This window comes from Acinetobacter sp. R933-2 (assembly GCF_030325485.1).
Classification (GTDB): domain Bacteria; phylum Pseudomonadota; class Gammaproteobacteria; order Pseudomonadales; family Moraxellaceae; genus Acinetobacter; species Acinetobacter sichuanensis.
In genome coordinates this window covers 94806-112843 of record NZ_JACAIJ010000005.1, presented here as the reverse complement: position 1 = coordinate 112843, position 18038 = coordinate 94806, and the positions used below count along the sequence as shown (strand labels likewise).

Annotated in this window: 20 protein-coding genes; 13 read left to right on the top strand and 7 right to left on the bottom strand. The window is 35.6% G+C overall.

What is annotated here, in order from left to right; genetic code table 11:
- Positions 1-333: 333 nt before the first annotated feature.
- Positions 334-876, top strand: a complete 543-nt coding sequence (locus HX005_RS07460; RefSeq protein WP_228198997.1) for a hypothetical protein — start codon at positions 334-336, stop codon at positions 874-876.
- Positions 877-940: 64 nt separating this feature from the next.
- On the opposite strand, the gene HX005_RS07455 is transcribed toward HX005_RS07460, so the two are convergent.
- On the bottom strand, positions 941-1360 hold the full coding sequence (locus tag HX005_RS07455) for a hypothetical protein (RefSeq protein ID WP_286376866.1): 420 nt from the start codon (positions 1358-1360) through the stop codon (positions 941-943).
- 1444 nt (positions 1361-2804) lie between these two features.
- Here HX005_RS07455 and HX005_RS07450 point away from each other — a divergent pair.
- Entirely contained in the window at positions 2805-3857 is a 1053-nt protein-coding gene (locus HX005_RS07450) for a hypothetical protein (RefSeq protein WP_286376865.1), read from the top strand.
- A 78-nt stretch (positions 3858-3935) separates the two neighbouring features.
- Here HX005_RS07450 and HX005_RS07445 read toward each other — a convergent pair whose 3' ends face one another.
- Positions 3936-4808, bottom strand: coding sequence for an NAD(P)-dependent oxidoreductase (locus HX005_RS07445; protein ID WP_286376864.1), 873 nt, complete (start codon positions 4806-4808; stop codon positions 3936-3938).
- A 9-nt stretch (positions 4809-4817) separates the two neighbouring features.
- Positions 4818-5909, bottom strand: a complete 1092-nt coding sequence (locus tag HX005_RS07440; RefSeq protein ID WP_286376863.1) for an alpha/beta fold hydrolase — start codon at positions 5907-5909, stop codon at positions 4818-4820.
- Positions 5910-6047: 138 nt separating this feature from the next.
- Here HX005_RS07440 and HX005_RS07435 point away from each other — a divergent pair, with 138 nt between their 5' ends.
- The 9 genes from HX005_RS07435 to trpB all read left to right on the top strand — a co-directional run bounded on the left by HX005_RS07435 (position 6048) and on the right by trpB (position 13955).
- Positions 6048-7235: an O-succinylhomoserine sulfhydrylase gene (locus HX005_RS07435; protein ID WP_286376862.1), complete on the top strand. Its 1188-nt coding sequence runs from the start codon at positions 6048-6050 to the stop codon at positions 7233-7235.
- A gap of 41 nt (positions 7236-7276) precedes the next feature.
- Positions 7277-7606 (top strand): YbaB/EbfC family nucleoid-associated protein, encoded by a 330-nt coding sequence (locus tag HX005_RS07430; RefSeq protein WP_107007732.1) that lies wholly within the window; start codon positions 7277-7279, stop codon positions 7604-7606.
- A 14-nt stretch (positions 7607-7620) separates the two neighbouring features.
- On the top strand, positions 7621-8217 hold the full coding sequence (recR, locus tag HX005_RS07425; RefSeq protein ID WP_286376861.1) for a recombination mediator RecR: 597 nt from the start codon (positions 7621-7623) through the stop codon (positions 8215-8217).
- 367 nt (positions 8218-8584) lie between these two features.
- A complete protein-coding gene (locus HX005_RS07420; RefSeq protein ID WP_286376860.1) occupies positions 8585-9727 on the top strand; it encodes a ribonuclease D in 1143 nt (380 codons plus the stop codon).
- 152 nt (positions 9728-9879) lie between these two features.
- Positions 9880-10185, top strand: a complete 306-nt coding sequence (locus tag HX005_RS07415; RefSeq protein ID WP_107007730.1) for a YcgL domain-containing protein — start codon at positions 9880-9882, stop codon at positions 10183-10185.
- A complete protein-coding gene (locus HX005_RS07410) occupies positions 10178-10594 on the top strand; it encodes a hypothetical protein (RefSeq protein ID WP_286376859.1) in 417 nt (138 codons plus the stop codon). The genes HX005_RS07415 and HX005_RS07410 overlap by 8 nt, the downstream gene beginning before the upstream one ends.
- 22 nt (positions 10595-10616) lie before the next feature.
- Positions 10617-11468, top strand: coding sequence for an AAA family ATPase (locus tag HX005_RS07405; protein ID WP_107007728.1), 852 nt, complete (start codon positions 10617-10619; stop codon positions 11466-11468).
- 15 nt (positions 11469-11483) lie between these two features.
- Positions 11484-12671, top strand: coding sequence for a vWA domain-containing protein (locus HX005_RS07400; protein ID WP_107007727.1), 1188 nt, complete (start codon positions 11484-11486; stop codon positions 12669-12671).
- Between the two features lie 75 nt (positions 12672-12746).
- On the top strand, positions 12747-13955 hold the full coding sequence (gene trpB, locus HX005_RS07395; protein WP_286376858.1) for a tryptophan synthase subunit beta: 1209 nt from the start codon (positions 12747-12749) through the stop codon (positions 13953-13955).
- A gap of 79 nt (positions 13956-14034) precedes the next feature.
- Here trpB and HX005_RS07390 read toward each other — a convergent pair whose 3' ends face one another.
- The 3 genes from HX005_RS07390 to HX005_RS07380 form a co-directional block, all read right to left on the bottom strand.
- The gene (locus HX005_RS07390) at positions 14035-14466 is read right to left on the bottom strand and encodes a CBS domain-containing protein (protein WP_107007725.1); all 432 of its coding nucleotides are present in this window, start codon (positions 14464-14466) and stop codon (positions 14035-14037) included.
- A gap of 188 nt (positions 14467-14654) precedes the next feature.
- On the bottom strand, positions 14655-15032 hold the full coding sequence (locus tag HX005_RS07385) for a DUF2750 domain-containing protein (RefSeq protein ID WP_107007745.1): 378 nt from the start codon (positions 15030-15032) through the stop codon (positions 14655-14657).
- A 128-nt stretch (positions 15033-15160) separates the two neighbouring features.
- Positions 15161-15394 (bottom strand): hypothetical protein, encoded by a 234-nt coding sequence (locus tag HX005_RS07380; RefSeq protein ID WP_107007724.1) that lies wholly within the window; start codon positions 15392-15394, stop codon positions 15161-15163.
- 232 nt (positions 15395-15626) lie between these two features.
- On the opposite strand from HX005_RS07380, the gene HX005_RS07375 reads away from it, so the two are divergent.
- Together HX005_RS07375 and HX005_RS07370 are read left to right on the top strand one after the other, a co-directional pair.
- Positions 15627-15986 carry a hypothetical protein gene (locus HX005_RS07375; protein ID WP_107007723.1) on the top strand — a complete coding sequence of 120 codons (360 nt, stop codon included), beginning with the start codon at positions 15627-15629 and terminating at the stop codon, positions 15984-15986.
- Between the two features lie 145 nt (positions 15987-16131).
- The gene (locus HX005_RS07370) at positions 16132-16455 is read left to right on the top strand and encodes a hypothetical protein (RefSeq protein ID WP_286376857.1); all 324 of its coding nucleotides are present in this window, start codon (positions 16132-16134) and stop codon (positions 16453-16455) included.
- A gap of 37 nt (positions 16456-16492) precedes the next feature.
- Here the strand turns inward: HX005_RS07370 and HX005_RS07365 are convergent, their stop codons facing one another.
- Positions 16493-18034 (bottom strand): M16 family metallopeptidase, encoded by a 1542-nt coding sequence (locus HX005_RS07365; RefSeq protein WP_286376856.1) that lies wholly within the window; start codon positions 18032-18034, stop codon positions 16493-16495.
- Between the last annotated feature and the right edge of the window lie 4 nt (positions 18035-18038).

Genomic DNA, 18038 nt, shown 5'->3' with positions numbered 1-18038 from the left:
TGCTGATAAATTGTGCGATTTGTTGGTATAATTGAGAAGCAAGTCACAACTTTAAGTTTTTTTGTCGTCGTTTCATTTGGGGCAATAAAAAATAATGGATGAATAATTTAAAAAATAATCAGCTATTAATGCAAAAAAAATCTTATTTTTTGGATATGGGGATATGCAAAAAATTGCAAGATGCATGAGTAAACTTGTTGTAATTTAAATTATTTTTATAAAAGTAGTGAAAAATACCTAATTTCAGGTATAGTGCAACAAAATTTATTCATTACTATAACTTGCTGTTTCCATAGTGAATTTTAGCAAGAGCTTAACAGAGAATGTTTTATTATGTCTAAAAATACGTTAATGGGGTTGGTCATTTTGGCAGTTTTTCCAGTTTTTTTGACGGGAGCTGTACATGCAGCGGATGATCAATTGTCGTCCTTAATCACACGGGTAAATACACAAACTAAAAATAGTGATGTGATTTCTCCTTTGGAAAATAAACTATTAGGACGAGCGAGTTGGAAAATAAAATGTCAGTACAAAGCTTTTGATGACATGAAAGCATGTGTGATGAGTAAAGGTCCAATTTCTATTTTACATATGAACAGCCAATATATTGTAAATATTGGAGATAAACACGAAAAAAATACAATGGCATTTGTTCGTGTAGATCAAGGCGACTCTCTACAAGAGCGTGAAGGGCTATTTAGAAATGGTACAAGCATTGTAGGACAGTTGAAACGTGGTAATTATGCCTATACACGTTTTCAACAAAACAAAGGTCAAGCTATAGAAAATAAAATTTCTTTAGTTGGTTTTACCGATGCATTTAATGATATGGAAGCACAATTTGCAAAATTAGGTGACGATAAAAATAATTTTTAAAATTTGGAATGTATAAAATTTAAAAACGCTATCATTTGATAGCGCTTATTTTTGCATTAATTTTTTAGTATGCATAATTTAAGTCAGTATATTTTGTCAAAGACATTTCGACATGGTCTTGAATAAACTTTTTGATATCTTCCGCAGTCATTGCTTTACCTTGATTGGTAATGACATGTTCTGAAGGTGCTTGTCCTGAAACAGTTAATTTATAAATAAAATTAACCACAACTTTGTATCCCGTATTTTGCTTGATAATGCATGTACTATATAAGTAGGCATGTTCTAAATTTAAATCTGTATGTGAAAAAATAAACTGTTCAAAAAGTTTGAGTGCTTGACCATCTTCTAAAGCTTTTAATTCATCAATCACTTTTTTTTCGTGATGAATTTCATAACGCTCTGAAATTGCTTTACCATCAATTAATAAAGCAACTTTATCATTTTCATGCTCAATTACAGTAATATTGCTAAAGGTCGACATAAGAACTCATGAGATCAGACAAAATAAACCTGAGTATGTTGGAAATAACCGTAAAATCAAAGTAAGCACCTGTATAAAAAGTCTAAATAAACAACAAATAAACCAAATTTTAATATTAAAGCCAATCAAATTTTAGCAATGTATGGGTGGATATTATCTTCTCTCTATTTTTATATTGTGCTTTAATGGGTCTAATGTTGCTAAACATCAAAATAATGTGATTTATTTAACAATAAATGTTGATTATGTTATTTGTTCTGTGTATTATGCGTTTCAAAGAAGGAGAATGTTGTAACCTTGGGGAAAGTTTTATATACCTGCCACATGATGTGCAGGTATTTTTTTTAACTGAGCCATCAACATTTGAATATTCTACTAATTGAAGGAAAAATTGTTCTAAAACTGAAGAGGGCTTTATGAAAAATAAACATAAAATCTATAGTTATAATATTGATCAACTTATCTATACATCCAAGAGTTTATTTTTTTTCATTGTGATGTTTTGTATGCTGACTTCTTTGGTTTATTTGATTGGGAACATTCATACGGGCTTATAATTTTATAAGATAAGCTCATTATTAAAAATGATAATAAAAGTAACATTTTTAGGACTTCATCAACTCAGATGAAGTTTTTTATTATATAAAACTATTATTTATAAATGATTTGCAAAATATAATGAGATATTAAGTAGTTTTTGTGCATTCTATTTGTAGTTTTTATAAATAAATATCAGTATTATCAGGTATTTATATGTAAAGTAATATTTCTATTAGATTGTGTAAGTATAATATTTGTTGTATAAGAAGTAATCAATAACGGAATAGGGAGATAAGATATGCTTGCTAAGTCTATGAGTTTCATATTCTTTTTATTGATGTATGTTGCACTTACAACCTTAGTATATTTAATAGGTCATGCAAGTTTGGGTTCATAGTTGAATTGATGATTGTAAAACTATTCGATATAAAGTGCAGATGCATAACTCAAGTCAAGTATAGTTATTAATATTATTTTTTAAAACAATAACCTGAATCATTGTAAAAAGGTTTGGGGGAAAAGCCTTTCAGTGATGAAGGGCTTTTTAGTATGTTAAATTTACTTTTTAGGATGACAAATCCAATCTTTTTCTTGGAAGTAAATAAAAAGATCATCATCTATTTAAAGCAGATATAAGAAAGTTCAGATTGAAATGCTGAGTGAAAATGAAATCTGCAATTCAAAAATTTCTTTGCATTGAAATGATTTTTTATTCTTTGAGTTTTTGATCACCATAATATTGTTTGCTTTTTGTATAGTTTAAAATTGAAATTAAATATTATTTTTTTGATTTATATGTATTTTTTATGTCACCATTATTTTGAAAATTCACATAACTTATATATTTTTTTGTTGGCTTTTTTATAAAAATAAGACAAGGTCTAATAAAATAAGGCATAGGAACATGTCAAGACAAAAAATAAAGTTATTGGCTTTATCTGGTTTTCTTATTTGTTTGCAAACAGCACAAGCCAATGGTTTGTCACAACTCAGTGATGAAGAATTATCAAATATTGAAGGTCAGGCGTTATTTAATTTAAATAAAACAGACAATAGTAGCCAAGGTTTAAGTTTCTATCGTTTAGGCATGGAAGCTGAGATTGCTTTAAACGCCAATATTAAAAAACTACAACTCGGATGTGGTGGCTCAAAAGGCGCAGGTTGCGATATTGATATTGATAATGTTGCTTTAACAGGGATTACGACCAGCAATGCACAAGGTGCAGGCGCAACGACAGATTTTATTTTGAATAACCCTTTTGTTGAGTTTGCAATTTCAAACTCAAACCAAGCTTCAACACGAAGTATTGAAGGTTTTCGTTTAGGTGCACTTTCGGCATTGGGTATGATGAGTTTGGGTTCAAATGAAAATACATCAACTTTAACTGATGATACTGGTATTAACTCATTGAGTGGTGATATTGGTGTGCGTGTGACCAATGCAAATATTAATGGCATCAATATTACTTTAATTGGGACAGCAAATGCTCGCGTGAATGACTATTCAGGAACAATTATTGCGGATCGTTCTACAAGTTTTAGTTTAACGGGTTTAAAGGCAACAGCTCGCTTAATGTTGGGTGGTTTTATTCCTGTACCCATAGATTTGCAGTTAACTGCAAATATGAACAATATTCCTTTTAATACAGCACATCGACTACAAGTATCTGATGTTAATGGTAATCCGACAAGTGGTGCGTATTTATCTTTACAGAAAAAAGATATTAATTGGCAAAACATTGCCACAGGGCAATGGAATAATATCGCAGCTAAAAAAGGTTGGTGGCTCTCTGTTCCTGATACTCAGTTTGCGAATTTAACCATGGATGGCTCAGGTGTACGTTTATCTGCTTTAGATGCAATTGGAGGGATTTTAGGTGCAACCGTAGATATTCCTGCAATGGATCTAGGTCAAAGACCTGTAAATAACTGTTATGGCACTCTAAAATTTTGCTAATGATCATGGTACTGGATAAAAACTTTTACCCAATACCGAAACAGAACTAAAAATAAATACCATATGTTGCAGATGAGTTTATTTAAGGATGATATTGCTCCAAGACTCATACAATTTAACGGCAGTAGAAAAATCGCTATTTGGTTCTGCTAAAGCATTTGCAGCTTGAATCAAACTTTGTGTTAAGCCAATCACAGGCGCTGAAAGTCGTGCATCACGAATGAGATCTACAGCTATTCCTGTGTCTTTGGCTAAAAGAGGTAAAGCGAAAGTAAGAGGAAATTCACGATTTAAAATCCGTTGTGGTAAAGCAGTTTCTGTAACCCCACTTTTTCCACTTGATGCATTGATACAAGCCAAAGCTTCGTTTAAGTCTACGCCATGTGCTTTAAGCGTTGTAAAGCCTTCTGCTGCTGCACATAAATGTACCGCCATCATCATATTATTAATGGCTTTAACTGCAAAACCTGCACCTGAACTTCCGACTAATTTAATCAGTGAACCCATTGCTTGCATTGCAGGTAAAGCCCTTTGAAAAGCCGCAGCATCACCACCGACCATAAATGTTAGAGTCGCGTTTTCTGCCCCAATAGTTTGTCCACTTACAGGAGCATCTAAAAAATAAATACCTTGCTTTGCTAAATAGTCGGCTTGAGCTTTCGCTGTATCGGGTACACCACTGGTACAATCTATCCAAATGCTGCCTTTTTTGGGGCTAACTTGCGCTAAGATTCCATCTACATCTTGGCTCGTTGGTAAGCAAGAAAAAATAATATCTGCTTGCACCGCTTGTTGTAGATCTACAGCTTGAGTTCCAAACTCACTCGCATGTTGCTTGGCTTTTTCAGAATTTCGATTCCAGACATATACGTCATTAAAATGTGTTGGTAAATGTGCTGCCATACGGTAACCCATAGCGCCTAAACCAATAAATGCAACAGACTGGATCATATTAAATTCCTAAATTTTTGTTGAACGTTCATCTAACCAAAGTGCCAGAGTCGGCCAAAACTCTTCAGCGCTTTTTTGACTTGACATTAAACCTAAATGTCCGCCAGGAATTAGAGTAAACGTGACATCTTGGCTATTTGTCAATTGGCTCAAAGGCTGAACTGCTGCGGCAGTTACCATTTGGTCATTGCGACCTGCACCGATCATCAAAGAGCAATCAATATTTTTTAATTCAATTTTTTTATTTTTAAGTTGAATTACACCATTTTTAAGTGGGTTTTGTAACCAAACATTAAAGAGCATGTCATGATTTACACCTCCTGGATAATCAATCATATGATTTAAAAAATTACCCAAAGTTGCATGCTCATGCAAAAGCTGTTCATTGTCTAAATTAAGTAGAAGTTGTTTATGTCCTTCATACCAACCTTTAGGGTCTAAAATTTTAAAACCAATTGCATTTAAAATGCCAGGTGTATGTAGGATTTTTTTGGGAATAATACCTTGATAAATTGATTGCTGAATTTTATGATTTTTAGATAACAGCATATTGATTTTTTTATACAGTTTTCCAATACCACCAGAAGAATAACTGTCAATTGGACTCGCCATGACCATCAGGTTTTTGACATAGTTTGGTTGACGTAGTGCGGTATAAAGTAAAACAAAAATACCTGCCATACTCCAACCATGCAAAGAAATTTGCTCACTTTGAGCATGTTCACGAATGCGATCAATGCAATAAGGAATAGCTTCATCAATAAAGTTTAAAAAATTCAGGTAATAATGTTTATAGCTGAGTTTGCCCCAATCCAATAAATAAACATCAAAGCCTTGTTCAGTAAAATATTTAATTAAAGAACGATAAGGATATAAGTCATAAATAGACATGTTAATTGCTAAAGGTGCAACAAAAACCAAAGGCTCTTGGTATTTTCGTTCTGTTGCAGCATAAAAACGAATTTTTGCATGCTTATAATGACCAATCACTTCATAAGGCGTACTTTGTGATAAAACCAAAGATTTACCATTGAAGATACGTCTTGAAAGGTTTTTGATTTTGTTCGAACGAACTGGAGAAATACTCTTGAATTGTTCCATAAACCGTTTTTGTCCAAAAATCATAAAAGTTTGATCGAAGTCTAAGCGATAATTTCATATTATACCTTGACCTTAAATACACTAGACGCTCAAAATGTTAGCAATACTTTGCAAAGGCAGTGAATAACTGAATTTAAGATGAGCCAACAAGACGACCTAGAATACCAACTTGATACATTAGCAATTCGTACAGGTCACACACGTAGTTTTGAGGGTGAACATAGTGAGCCAATTTTCTTAACGTCATCTTTTGTTTGTGAAAGTGCTGCCGATGCAGCAGCTAAGTTTTCAGGACAAGTTGAAGGAAATACTTACTCTCGTTATACCAACCCAACTGTACAAACTTTTGAAAAACGTTTGGCTGTTTTAGATGGTGCAGAACGCGCAGTAGCAACAAGCTCAGGTATGGCAGCGGTACATGCAGTATGTATGGCATATCTTAAAGCGGGCGATCATGTGATTTGTTCACGTGCTGTATTTGGCTCAATTATTTCTTTATTTGAAAAATATGTTGTTAAATTTGCTGTAGAAGTCACATTTGTTGATTTAGAAGATTTAGATGCTTGGAAGCAAGCAATCCGTCCAAATACACGTTTACTTTTTATTGAAACACCTTCTAATCCACTTGCACAAGTGGGTGATATGCAAGCCATTGCAGATATTGCGCATGAGCATGGTGCTTTATTTGCTGTAGACAATACGTTCTGTACGCCAGTATTACAACAACCGATTAAATTTGGTGCAGACCTTATTGTTTATTCATCAACTAAATATATTGATGGTCAAGGTCGCGCGTTGGGTGGTGCGGTGGTGGGTAAAGATAAACTGGTTGAAGAAATTAACGGTGTAATTCGTACTTTAGGTAATTCAATGAGTCCATTTAATGCATGGATTTTCCTAAAAGGTTTAGAAACGCTCAGTCTACGCATGAAAGCACACTGTGAAAGTGCTCAAAAACTTGCAGAATGGCTAGATGCTCATCCAAAAATTGAAAAAGTTTATTATGCTGGTTTACCCAACCATGCTGGGCATGAATTGGCGAAAAAACAACAATCAGGTTTTGGTGGTGTTGTATCTTTTGTTGTTAAAGGTGAGCGTCAAGGTGCATGGACTGTCATTGATCAGACACGTTTCCTTTCAATCACCAGTAATTTAGGTGATGTAAAATCAACGATTACGCATCCTGCAACAACCTCACATGGTAGAATGTCAGCGGAAGCCAAAGCAGCCGCAGGGATTGAGGAAGGTTTAATCCGTGTATCTGTTGGATTAGAAAATATTGATGATATTATTCGCGATCTATCTCGTGGTTTAGATTTAATTTAATTCGCTATTTTCAGTAGATTTAATTTTTTTTGGAGACATTTATGAATGTTCAAATGTTAATGCAGCAAGCACAACGCATGCAAAAAGAAATGGAAAATAATGTAAAAAAAGCAAAGGAAGAGCTTGCTCAAACAGAAGTTCATGCTGAAGCAGGTGGTGGTTTAGTTAAAGTCACAATGACTTGCCGTAATGTGGTTAAACGCATTGAAATTAGCCCAGATTTATTGCAAGACGATCCTGACATGATTGAAGATTTAATTGCTGCGGCAATCAATGATGCTGCACGTCAAGCTGAAACTGTGTCTGAAGCAAAAATGAAAGAAGCAAACTCTGGGATGGGCTTGCCACCAGGTCTTGCGGGCATGTTCTAAGGGTTGCCGCATCAGTGTTTAGCAATCGTTTTGATCAGCTTGTACAAGCCTTAAGAGTACTGCCAAGTGTAGGACCAAAGTCAGCTCAACGTATGGCTTTACACTTGATCATGAAAAATAAAGAAGGCGCGATCGGTTTGGCAAATGCCTTAAATGAGGCGACTTCTTATATTCATGAATGTGCTATTTGTCATTCTTTGACTGAAAATGATGTCTGTGACATTTGTTCTTCACATGACCGAGATGAACATCTACTTTGTGTCGTTGAGTCTCCAGCAGACGTGATGGCGATTGAGCAAAGTGGTAGTTTTCGAGGGAAATATCATGTGCTTGGAGGGCATTTGTCACCTTTAGATGGCATAGGTCCTGAAGAAATAGGGATTCCATATTTAGTGCAAAGATTATCTCAAGGAGAGATTCATGAGGTTATTTTAGCAACCAATGCCACTGTTGAAGGACAAGCCACAGCACATTATTTGGTAGAAGCAACCAAACATTTAAACTTGCAAATGACGCGTATTGCACAAGGTGTACCTCAAGGAGGTGAGCTTGAATATGTAGATAGTCATACCTTGAGTCAAGCTGTTCATAATCGAATGAAAATGAAATAAGCACATTATGTGCTTATTTTTTTATTTAATTTTATGAAAATGAAATGATTCGTGTTTTTCCTAAAACTTTATTTTTTGAAATATAAATATTTACAATTGTCCTTCATAAATGTTACTCAATGCTCGTGATTTTGTGCCACGATGCAAAAAGATCATGAGAGTGATTGTTTTCAGGTGATATTCATATATAAATGGATTTGTATAGAGATTAAGTGTTAAAAACTATTTTTAAAATAGATTTGTTGTATTGATATTGCTGAAAAATATAGCTTTTGTTGTAAATTATCTTAAATTTATTATATTTATATTTTATATATTAGGGTAAAATCAACAAATCATTTAAATGCAACATTTGACGCTAACAGGCATGTTTCAATTTATTAATCAACAAAATGAACTCGACCACGTTATTCAGTTAATGCGTCAAAGTTCTGTTTATGGTCTTGATACAGAATTTATAAAGGTCGACACCTTATGGCCAAAACTTGGAGTTTTTCAAATTAATGTTGAAAATCAAGTATTTTTGCTTGATGGTACAACACTTGATTTATCTGCATTTTGGTCATCAATTTATCAAGCGGAACAAAATATATTTCATGCATGTAGTGAGGATATTGATTTGATTTATCATTATTCTCAAAAAAACTGCTTAGAAAATGTTTTTGATACTCAAGTTGCCATGTCTTTTTTAGGACATGGGTTGCAAGTGAGTTATCAATTAGCACTCAAAACTATATTAGATATCGAGATAGACAAGGATCAAACGCGTTCTGATTGGTTAGCGCGACCATTAACGTGTAAACAAATGGATTATGCTGCAAATGATGTTTTGTATATTGTGCAGCTTGCAAATCATCTGAAAGCGCAGTTGCAAGCCAAAGGTTTGTATGAATGTGTGATTGAAGATTGTAATCATTTGACATACGAAATTGCACAGGAAACGCCAAAAGATAAATTATATTCTGATCTTGGAAATTATCGACATTCACGTAAACAGTTGATGCAATTACAACAATTGAGTTTGTGGCGTGAAGAGTTGGCTAAAGCGTTAAATCAACCTCGAAGTTTTATTTTAAAAAATTCAACCATGAATGATTTGGTTGAAAAAAATCCAAAAAATAACTTTCAGTTGGCTCAGGCAAAAGATATTCGTCCAAATATTGTACGTGAGCACGGTAAAACGATTTTAGATTTATTAAAATTTTTACCTGCAATGGACGATTGGCCTTTGCGTATTGCTAAACCTATTAAGCATTCTTCTCAAGGTGTTACGCAAGCAGTGGATGATTTAATTCAAAACGTTGCAAATGAAATGCAAACACCTAAAGAAGTATTAATGCGAAAAAAATGGTTGAATGCATTATATCAACATGTTGTTTTTCATCGTAATGAGCAGGATCTACCACGTTATTTGCTTGGGTGGCGCTATGATGTTCTAACTCAGCCTTTGATTCGTTTATTGTCCAAGGATAAGCCTTATTTGTCTGCACAAATGGAAGTTTACCCATAGATTAAATTGAAACTTTGCGCTATATAAATAAATTGGTTAAAGAATTTACAAACAGCACAAAATAACGACTGATGCGTTAACAAACACTAATGTATCTGTTGTTTTTTTCATGTATGCTGTCCCTTGAGTTTTTAGTAACACTGTTGAATAAAATGCATTGTGATATTTATAAGTCAAGCAAAAAAGATGAAATGTATCTTTATGTAGCGCGTCCAAATCATCCAAATGAAGATGAAAATGCTGATCCATTAGCAGCTTTATCTGAGCCTTTACGTGCTGCGTTTGGTCGAGCAACACATGTGATGCACCTTGAATTAACTGAATCTCGTAAATTAGCACGTGTAAATGTGTTACATGTCATTGATTCATTACAAACAAAAGGCTTTTTCTTACAAATGCCGCCAGAAGGTTTAATTAATCCAAATGCGGTAGAGCCAGAGGGTTTACGCGGTGCTTGATCAATTATCAGGAATATGGGCAAATATTGCAGAAGTACTCGATTCTATCCCTGAAGACAGTATAGCGGTTACTGTCTATGTTCTTGGGGCATTGATTATATTGTGGTGTTGGTCTTCGATTGCAAAACGATTGCCTTCACCATTAGGCGGGATTACATGGATTATTGTATTTGCTGTGATAGCAACGCCAACAATTTCAGAAGGACCTAATTCTGCAATTGCACCTGCAATTTTTGGATTAATGTTTGGTATTTTAACTAAAGATAATCCACTCATTTGGTCAAATGCAGCACTTATTACTTTTGTGATTGGTGTGGGCTTAATGCTAGGCTATTTCTGGTCTAAGTATAAAGCCAATAAAAATACACTGCAAAAAACCACAGTCACTAAAAAAGTTTCACCACTTTAAATATTAAAAATAAAGGTTATTTATGTCTGTTGATGCTCAACAATTTACAGGTACGTCTCAATATATCGCGACGGATAGTTTAAAGCTTGCTGTCAAAGCAGCACGTGCATTACAAAAACCACTTTTAGTCAAAGGTGAGCCGGGAACGGGTAAAACCTTACTTGCAGAGCAAGTGGCTGAAAGTTTGGGACTTAAGTTGATTACTTGGCACATCAAGTCAACCACCAAAGCTCAGCAAGGCTTATACGAATATGATGCGGTTTCACGTTTACGTGACAGCCAGTTGGGTGATGATCGTGTCTATGACATTAAAAACTATATCAAACCAGGTAAGTTGTGGGAAGCCTTCACCAGCGAAGAACGCTGTGTGTTATTGATTGATGAAATTGATAAAGCGGACATTGAGTTTCCAAATGACTTGTTGCATGAACTCGACAAAATGTCGTTCTTTGTGTATGAAACAGGTGAAACCATCACTGCAACACAACGTCCAATCGTCATCATCACTTCAAATAATGAAAAAGAACTGCCAGATGCATTTTTACGTCGCTGCTTCTTCCATTATATTGAATTTCCTGATGAAGCCACCATGCGTGAAATTATTGCGGTGCATTTCCCAAGTATTTCAGGCACTTTGGTTTCTGAAGCCTTACAGGTTTTCTTTAAACTGCGTCAGGTTCCGGGGCTGAAAAAACCACCTTCAACCTCTGAATTGATTGATTGGCTCAGCCTGCTCATGGCGGATGACATGCCAGAAGATGTATTGCGTAATCATGACAAATCTAAAGCAATTCCACCTTTATATGGCGCACTGATCAAAAATGAGCAAGATGTACAGTTGCTTGAGCGTCTTGCATTTATGTCACGTCGTTAATGAGGAGAGCGCAACATGTTTGTGCGATTGTTTTATACCCTCAGAAAATATGGCATTCCTGTTTCGACACGTGAGCTGATCGATTTAAATCAGGCGGTCAGTGAAGGTTTGGTGTTTGCAGATCAAAATGATTTCTATCAATTGGTCAAAACGGTCATGGTCAAGGATGAGCGTTTCTTTGACAAATATGACCGTGCCATGAAAGATTATTTTGAGGGTATTCAAACCTTTGATATCGATGATTTGCTCAGTAAGGTGCAGAAATTACCCAAAGACTGGTTTGATCTGGAGTTGCTTGAAAAGCATCTGACCCCTGAACAACGTGCCGAACTGATGAAAGCGGGTTCGCTTGAAGAATTGATGAAAATGCTGGAAGAACGGTTACGTGAACAGCATAAAAAGCATCAAGGCGGCAACCGCATGGTCGGTACAGGGGGCACATCACCGTTTGGTGCGTTTGGTGACCATCCTGAAGGTGTGCGGATTGGTGGTCCAAGTCGCAAAAACTCTGCTGTTAAAGTCTGGGAGCAACGTAAATATCAAAATCTGGATGATGAACAGATTTTAGGTACTCGGCAAATGCAAATGGCATTGCGTCGTTTACGTAAATTTGCCCGTCAGGGTGCTGCTGAAGAGTTGGACATTAACGGGACAATTTACGAAACCGCCAAGCAGGGCATACTTGATGTGCAAATGGTGCCTGAGCGTCGTAATCGCATTAAAGTATTGATGTTGTTTGATGTGGGTGGATCGATGGATTCGCACATTGCACAATGTGAAAAACTCTTCAGTGCGGCAAAGACAGAATTTAAAACTTTGGAATATTTTTATTTCCATAACTGTTTATATGATTATGTCTGGAAAGATAATTTCCGTCGTTCATCAACACGAATGAATACTTGGGATTTATTCAATACTTATGGTAAAGATTATCGGGTCATCGTGGTTGGTGATGCGAGTATGGCGCCTTATGAGCTTCGATCGGTCGGTGGTTCGGTGGAATACAATAATGAGGAAGCAGGCGAAGTCTGGCTACGTCGTTTGCGCAATCATTTTGAAAAAACCGCATGGTTAAATCCTGAAGAGCAAAATTATTGGCACTATACCCAAACCATTGCCTTCATTAAGCAAATTTTTGATGATCATATGTTCCCAATGACTTTAAAAGGCATTGAGGATATGACCAAGTATTTGTCACGTTAAATAAGTAGCATAAGTTGTTTATTTAAAATAAGTTTATTGTTTTGTATGTTGTAGAAGTGGGATCAGGGGATCAACATGAACCATCAAATAAATGGAATTGCTTTACCAAATGAAGAAGGTTTTTTTGGTGAATATGGGGGTCAGTTTATCCCACCACATTTAAAACAGGCAATGGATGATATTAATGTCGCTTATGAAGAAATTCGTCATACAGTAGAGTTTCAAAAGGAATTGGCAGATTTATTTGCCCATTATGTCGGTCGTCCAAGTCCATTATTTCATGCAAAACGCCTGTCTGAACAACTGGGCGGTGCGCAGATTTATTTAAAACGTGAAGATTTAAATCATACAGGCGCGCATAAAATTAACCATTGTCTGGGTGAAGCCTTACTTGCAAAATATATGGGCAAAACTAAAGTGATTGCTGAAACAGGTGCAGGGCAACATGGTGTGGCTTTGGCAACGGCTTGTGCTTTAGTTGGTATTCCATGTGAAATTCATATGGGACAGGTGGATATTGAAAAAGAACATCCAAATGTCGTGAAAATGAAGATTTTGGGTGCAAATCTCATTTCTGTAACACGTGGTACAGCCACTTTAAAAGATGCTGTAGACAGTGCATTTGATGAGTATTTAAAAGATCCAACCAACTTTATTTATGCGATTGGTTCTGTGGTTGGGCCGCATCCTTTCCCGAAAATGGTGCGTGATTTCCAATCAATTATTGGTGATGAAATTAAAGTTCAAACACAAGATCAGTTTGGTGCGCAGCCTGACTATGTGGTGGCGTGTGTGGGTGGTGGTTCAAATGCAGTGGGTGCTTTTACTGCATTTTTAAATGATGCAGAAGTGAAACTGGTGGGTGTAGAACCTGCGGGTCATGGTTTGGACACAGACATGCATTCAGCAACATTGACATTGGGTAAGCCAAGCCAATTGCATGGTATGGCGTGTTATGTATTGGAAGATGAGCAAGGTGAGCCTTTACCTGTGCATTCGATCGCATCGGGTCTGGACTATCCGGGTGTTGGTCCGCAGCACAGTTTCTTAAAAGATATTGGTCGTGTTGAATATTCAACTGCAACTGATCAGGAATGTCTAGATGCCTTTATGACACTGTCTCGTGTTGAAGGAATTGTACCTGCATTGGAAAGTTCTCATGCAGTGGCATGGGCAATTCGTGAAGCGCCAAAACTGGCAAAAGACATTAACATTGTGGTTAATCTGTCAGGTCGTGGTGACAAAGATGCCGATTATGTGGCTGCGAAACTGGGCTTGAACTAAGTTTTGATCGAAATTTTGTGATTCAATTAAAAACCTCTCGATTTGAGAGGTTTTTTTTACAAGTCAAACTGTAGATCAATTAACCTGAAATATATTGCTGTAATTGTTCAATGAGTTTGCGTTGATCTTCCATCGTGGCTTTTACTAAATCTCCAATAGATACTAAGCCAAGGAGTTCATTGTTTTCTATTACAGGTAAATGGCGAATGTGACGATCAGTCATGAGCGCTAAGCATTCATCAACAGTATTTGAGCGAGTGACTGAAAGGACTTTATTTGTCATAATTTCAGCAACAGTAGTGTGGTCAGAGGTACGCTGCATGAGGGCAATTTTGCGAGTATAGTCACGTTCAGAGAGAATGCCCACAACAGTAGAGTCTTCGGCAACCACGACTGCGCCAATGCCTTTATTTGCCATAAGTGTAATGGCTTCTAAAACGGTTGCTTCAGGGCGAATGGTATGGATTTCTTGTCCGATTTTATTTTGGATAACTTGGGCAACTGTGGTCATAATTATTGTTCCTTGCGATTTTTATTGCATTCTTTTAACTTAACTATATTTTAAAAGAATGCAAATACTTTTGTATGACAATCACAGAAAAAATAGTATTTTGTTTCATTTTTAATCAAATTTTATTTGAATAATCAAATAACACGCTTCAATGGCAAGATTGAAGCGTGACTAAATATTTGTTTGGTTTAAATTGCGTGGAATGGTAGTGAATTGTTGAAGAAGAATTGGTGCATTTGTAAAGTTGAGAGTTTAAATTTACGACCTGAAGAATTAAATAAAGCAGGTTTTACATTTAAGCGGGTAAGTGTTGGTAGTAGCGCTTCCTGAAAATCTTTTGGAGTGATTTTACGTGGCGTATACTGTGGCCAATGCAGGCTTGCGTATTGATAAGCTTGCAAAGAATTTAACCAAAAAGGAAAAAATACATCATTTTTGTCGGTCTTCATTGCCCAACCCTGATGATATAAACCCCATAAAACTCCGCAATACATAAAAGATTTAAGAATTGAAAGTTTGATGATTAGTTCTTTGGAAATTGGTTGAAGATGGATAAATTTTTTCATGATAAACAATCGCATTTGATTCTCCATCATTGTAAGTGATTCAGCTATGCTTTAAATGAAAGCTTCGTGTTAAATCGTAAATAATTATGAAAATAAGCATTAAAAAACGCCACCTAGGTGACGTTGTATTATGCTTGCATGGTTGCCATCTTTTGCCAATATTGTGCTTTTAAAGAATCGCGTTCTACACGGAAACCTTGATAATAAAGTTCTGCTAAGAACATTGCTGCTTTACCATGACCTGCTTTTGCTGCGTCTTCAAGTTGTTTTACTGCATCTATAAAATTCATTTCTGAATGAATTGTATTTACCGCACTTGCATACACATGTTCTAAGTCATGTTGAGAGATTTGATGAATCATATATAACTCCTTATTGTAATTATGATCATTTACAAGACCTCCCATGAGGTCTTTTATTTACATTGCTAACTAATCTAACTTATCTGTATTAAACTAATATTACAATTTACTTAACTTGTCAACTATTATTTTTGAGCAATATAGAATAACTTAAGATTACATGATTAAACATTAATCAATCATGATTTTTATTAAAATCTATATGAGGAAGACTAAAAAAGGGAGAACAAAGATGATAAACACAATAGATGGTTTTAATTTTGATGTACCTCCAGCTGAGTCTCAAATAGTTGCACTCGCGCAGTATCACCGCAAACAATTGGACGAAGCAATTTTCCACCAAGAAATACATCTAGGAGAGTTTTGTTTAGCGCAAAGGAAGCGTATTTACGATTATACACGAAATCTAGAACCTTTGCAAAAAATGGGTTTTTATCGAATATACGATGGGGAATTACGTCGCTTAGCCGATGACGATGATTTACATCCAGCTCATGCAGAAGGGGGAGTGAGTGTTTTTGCAGTATTTTTGGTTTTAGCAATTATTGCATTAATTTTATACTTTGCAGTGATTCGTAGTATGTTGAACTAAATGTTTAATTTAGCTATTTTTGATGAATTCACTGGGTTATTAGGCACATTGTTGTTTAATAACCCTTAAATTTGTATGCTTTTTCTCTAAACACTATATTTTTCACTGCCTCAAGATTACACTAAGAATTCATTCGAGGTAGTACATGCTCATATCAAAAAATCAAATTTTACAATTAAAGTCACACATGACTTTAGAGTCTTTTTTGAAAATGGGGATCATGATCGTTGTGGTCTTTATTTTGCTTGTTTCAGGTTACACGCTGATTCGTCCAATCAGTCCTGAAAAATATCATCAAGTGAGTAAATTATCATTACAAGCCCAATATCCTCGTACCCAAGATTTAGCAAAATATTTACAAACACAACCTTATATTTCTACACATCAATATTTTAGATTAATGCGTGCACATGCTTATGAAGCTGTACGTATTAAAGAATATCCAGCAATGGCGATTGAAGATGAATAACGATCAATAGGCAAATTTTTAAGCGATTAAGACTGTATTATTCTTCACTTTTTTGACCATTTTTCATGCTTTTACTCGCGATGTTTGATTCTACTTCAGGTGTGATAATGCCTAAATTTTGATTTAACATTTTTTTCAATGCTTCTTGATCAAGCTGTTCGGCAACAATCACAAAAGTAAGCCGATCTGCACGAATATGTTTTTGAAGTGCGGCTTGAATCTGTTTGGCTGTTATTTTACTAAGTTGTTGTTGATATTGAGTCAGATAATCTGAAGGTAAATGATAGAAGCCAATCGCTGCTAATTGTGCATTAATATTCGCATTACTGCTAAATGACATTGGAAAAGAACGCAACATTCCTTCTTTGGTTTCTTCAAGCTGTTTACGTTGAATCGGTTGTTTTACAAAGTCAATTAATGCTTGATGAGCAACGCGGATACTTTCCATCATTTGTTCTTGTTGTGTACCATAACTTAAACTAAATAAGCCTTTTGCTTGGGTTGAGGATAACGTACTATAAGCACCATAAGTATAACCGCGTTTTACACGTAACTCTTTCATTAAAATAGAATTAAATCCACTTCCTCCAAACATTTGATTGGCGACTTCTAATGCGACTCGATCGGGGTCTGAGCGTGTAATTGCTAAATGCCCCATCATAATATTCGCTTGTTTAGATTGAAAAGGGATAAACTGAATATTAAAATCAGATTGGTCGATGGGTTCAGGAAGCTCGGGTGCTGCTATGCCTTGAGGGATGCTACTGGCGAATAAACTACCGAGTTGAGTGGCTTGTTCTGTGCTTAGATTGCCTGTAATAGAAATATTCATATTTTGTGCAACTAGCAATTGATTTCTAAATTGAATTAGCAATTCTGGTGTGATTTTTTGAATGCTAGCATTGGTGCCGACACTGGGCTCTGCATAAGGATGTTTGCCATAAATAGCACGATAAAAGCGAATGCCCATCAAGCGGCTAGGATTTTCTTGAACTTGCTTTTGCCCAATTTTGGTATTATTGAGGACTAAATTTAGACCAGAACTATTAAATGTCGCATGATTGAGTACATGTAACATCATATTGATTGCAGGATTTAGTTTCTGAGGGTCAGAAAGTACGCGTAAACGGACTGTAAACATATCTCGATAAGCATTAACGCTAAATTTAGCACCTAATCCTTCAAAAGTACTGGCAATTTGTTTGGCTGTATATTGATCTGTGCCTTCAGCCATCAGTTTGGCTGCCATATTCGCTAAACCCGACATGCCTTTTGCAATATTTTCGTCTTGTGCAGAACCTGCGTTAAAAGTCAGTTGAATATCCACAATGGGCAGATCTTGGGTCGAAACGAAAAGCGTTCTGACTTTTTGTGCATTATTTAATTCTTGGACAAATGGTGCTTGATAATTTTTTTGTTGATCCAAATTTTTTAAACTTTCCAATACATTGAGAGATTTTAAAGGTGTGTCGGTAGGTAATGGTTCTGCTTCTGTGGCATCTTCTGCACTAAATTCGGCTATGCTATAGCTTGAACATAAAAGTGTACTGATTAAAAGCAATAATTTTAAATTTGGCACTTAA